The following is a 3,250-nucleotide window of genomic DNA, read 5'->3' on the forward strand; positions in this document are numbered from 1 at the left end:
GGTCAGAGACCAGCGCAGCGTGATCGGGCTGTGGGTGAGACTGGGCGCGCCGGCCCCGCCGGCCGGCAGGACATCGGGCACCGACACGAGTGATTCGGCAATCATCCGCCCATCGACCTCGAGCGCCACCTTCTGGCGCAGCAGCGTCTCGACCTCACGGCGATGGCGACCGAGCTCCGCCTCTGACATGCGCCCGTCGCCGTTGTCATCGACACGCCCCAGAAGCCCCGTGGGCAGCACCATTGACATCTCGACGCCCCGCGCATCGATGATGACGTCGGCCGTGGCGAGATCAGCCCAGTGGGCCCACGCGGGACCAGAGAAGATCAGGAAGGCGCTCACGAAGGCAGCGACGAGCGCGAGGCCCGAACGACAGCCTCCTCCCCATCGTGCGCGGGGGAGATGGCCTCGTCTGCCGCTCACTGCCCACCCCACTAGCGAACCACGCGCGCAGGCGGGTTCTTCCAGGTGGACAGTCGCCGACGGCCCGAGGGGTCGGTCAGAGAGACCGCGCCATCGAGGCTTCCCACGACGAGCCCTCCCGCGCTGGGGCGAAACGCAGCCTGCTGCCAGCGCGTGCCGGGCAGCACCGGAGCCCGGGCCCACCTCCCGCCACTGTCGGTGAACAGGGCCGCCCCACCCCACAGGCTGGTGGCCACGACCTGATGGCCGTCGGGGCTCCACCGCGCAGACAGTAGCGTGCTCCCCAGGTCAGTGGCGATGTCCGACACCTGCGCATGGGTGTCGACATTCCACACCTTGACGTGATCGACGCACGAGGCGAGACGATGGCCATCGGGGCTGAACGCAACCGTGTTGGGGCAGAGGCGGTGCCCCTTCCAGGACGCGATCTCGTGCCCGTCGGCGGCGTACAGGCGCAGGGTGCCATCGATGGAGGCGGTGGCGAATCGACGCCCGTCGGGGCTGAACGCGGCGGTATGTCCGATGGCCTTGCCCTCACGCCGCGTCTTCGACGTCAGGTCCCAGCGAACGGTCACGCCGTCGTATGCGCTGGCCAGCAGCATTCCCCCGTCGGGTGAGAGCGCAACGCACAGCACGTCGTCAGAGTGCGGTCCGAGTGTCGCCGTCAGCGCGCCGCTGGCCACCGACCAGACGCGCGCGGTGCGGTCGAGCGCGCCGCTGCACAACGATCGGTGTGCCCCTTCAGCACGCGCTCCTCGCGCAGCGCTGGAAGGGTCAGCAGATGAATCGCCCCCTCGGCGTCGCCTACCGCGAGCAGGTCGCCATCCGGCCGCACCGCGAGCGCTGAGATGCCGACGGCGCGTTGCCGGGCCGGCGCGCAGGGTGCCGCCACCGTGAAGGCCACGAGAAGGATGAGCGAGAGAAGCGATCGTCTGTGCATGGCCGACGTTTACCCAGCACGCGCGCCGGTCCCTTCTCTCGAACCAAGCGTTTCCGGAGAGCCTGCCCTTCAGGCGAGTGCCCTTCAGCGGAGGACTTGCCGCAGGTAGAACCAATCAACGGGGGTGCGCATTCTAGGACTCGTGATCATGGCCCTCGGCATCGGCGCCGTGGCGTATGCCTTGTACCCGACCTCCTCGTCATCGGGTGACGCCCCCACATCACGGGCGTGGCCCTATCGCCATCCCGTGGGGCGCCCCACCGACATCGAGAGCGAGATCGCGTTCTACCAGAAGCGCGTGCGCGAGCATCCCAATGACGGCCCAAGCAACAGCCTGCTCGCCGAGGCCTTCCTGCGGCAGGCCCGCCTCACCCACGACCCCTCCTGGTTCCTGCGAGCCGAAGAAGCCGCGCGGGCCTCGCTCGCCCATCAGCCCGTCGACAACGCGGGCGCGGCGACAGCGCTGGCCTCCGTGGCCGAGGCGCGGCACGACTTTGCAGCTGCCCTCGTCCTGCTCGGTGGAACTCCCCGCCGTGAGGCCACCCTCGGGCTGCGCGTCACCTGCCTGCTCGCCCTGGGGCGCCTCGACGAGGCGGCGGTTGCAGCGGAGGCGCTCGTCGCTCGCGCTCCGTCGACTGCCAGCTATACCCGCCTGGCACTGGTCGACATCGCCCAGGGTCGAGACGAGGCAGCGGTGGCAGACTTTCGCAGAGCCCTGCGCCGCGAAGAAGCCGGCGATCGCCAGTCGTCGGCCTTCGCGCGCGCCATGTTCGGGCGCTTCTATCAGCGACGCGGGCGACGCGCGCTGGCCCGCGACCTCTACGACGAGGCGCTGCGCATCATCCCGGACGACCCGTTGGCCCTGGCGCTGCGCGCCGAGCTCGAGGCGAGCGAGGGGCGTTACGAGGCCGCCGATGACGACTACAAGAAGGCCATCACGCAGAGCCAGAACCCCGCGTGGCAGCAGGCGCGGGCGGGTGTCTGCGACGCCCGTGGCGACCGTGGCGAAGCCCAGGCCCTGCGCGAGTCGGCCCGGGCCGAGCTCGAGCGTCAATCGAGCGGAGGCGCCTTTGGACACCGTCGTGACCTCGCCCGATATCTGCTCGACCGAGGTGCCCCAGGCGACGCCACCCGCGCCCTCGCACTGATGCGCGTGGAGCTCGGTCTTCGTGCCGACGCCGAGACCCTCGATGTGCTCGCCCGCGCCCTGCTCGCCAACGGCCAGGCCGCGGCGGCCCGCGACGCCGAGAGACAGGCTTTGCGCTGGGGGCTGCGCGACGCCGAGATGCAGCTTCGCCTTGCCCAGATCGAGGAAGCCCTGAACCATCCGGAAGCAGCCCGCGCGGCGCGCGCGGAGGCGGCGCGAATCAACCCACTGGCGACAGCGCCGCGCTAGCCACTGGCGAAGGTGTTGAGCCGTTCTCCAAGCGGATCAACAAGGAGAGGAGAGCGAAGCCGCCCCCCCGAAGCCCTCGGCATGCGCAGACCCTCCACCCTGGTCGTGCTCTTCCTGATCATGGTGACCGCCATCTGCGCTCGCGCAGACGAACCGACCGACAGGCTCGAGAGAACGACAGCAGCGGGCGTGCCGTTGCAGTTGATTCGCGTGAACCTGGCCGACCGGCGGGTTCATGTGCGTGTCGAGGTGGCCGCAGGATTTCCTGGCGCTGACGAGCCGTTCGCCGACATGATCGCGCGCACACGCCCCACCATCGCCGTGAATGGCGCCTACTTCTCGAAGAGCAATCTCAAGCCCATCGGCGACATCGTCATCGATGGACGGCTTGTGAGCCAAGGGCTCATGGGAACAGCCCTGGCCATCACGCGTACGAACCAGGCCACCATTCGACGGGTGGAGCGCGATCGCTCGCAGGACTGGTCTGCCTA

4 protein-coding genes are annotated in these 3,250 nt (G+C 69.6%); 2 read left to right on the forward strand and 2 right to left on the reverse strand.

All coding sequences use genetic code 11. The features are described 5' to 3' along the window. Both EB084_22320 and EB084_22325 read right to left on the reverse strand, forming a co-directional pair. On the reverse strand, nt 1-342 hold a 342-nt coding region (locus EB084_22320), incomplete at its 3' end, for a hypothetical protein (protein ID NDD31000.1). 92 nt (nt 343-434) lie between these two features. Further along, nucleotides 435-1,478 carry a hypothetical protein gene (locus EB084_22325; GenBank protein NDD31001.1) on the reverse strand — a complete coding sequence of 348 codons (1,044 nt, stop codon included), beginning with the start codon at nt 1,476-1,478 and terminating at the stop codon, nt 435-437. A gap of 9 nt (nt 1,479-1,487) precedes the next feature. Between EB084_22325 and EB084_22330 the strand changes: the two genes are divergently transcribed. Both EB084_22330 and EB084_22335 read left to right on the forward strand, forming a co-directional pair. Further along, nucleotides 1,488-2,759 carry a hypothetical protein gene (locus tag EB084_22330; GenBank protein NDD31002.1) on the forward strand — a complete coding sequence of 424 codons (1,272 nt, stop codon included), beginning with the start codon at nt 1,488-1,490 and terminating at the stop codon, nt 2,757-2,759. Nucleotides 2,760-2,840: 81 nt separating this feature from the next. Next, nucleotides 2,841-3,250, forward strand: a 410-nt coding sequence (locus tag EB084_22335) for a hypothetical protein (GenBank protein ID NDD31003.1), incomplete at its 3' end; no start/stop codon positions are given.

The sequence above is a fragment of the Pseudomonadota bacterium genome (assembly GCA_010028905.1).
Taxonomy (GTDB): domain Bacteria; phylum Vulcanimicrobiota; class Xenobia; order RGZZ01; family RGZZ01; genus RGZZ01.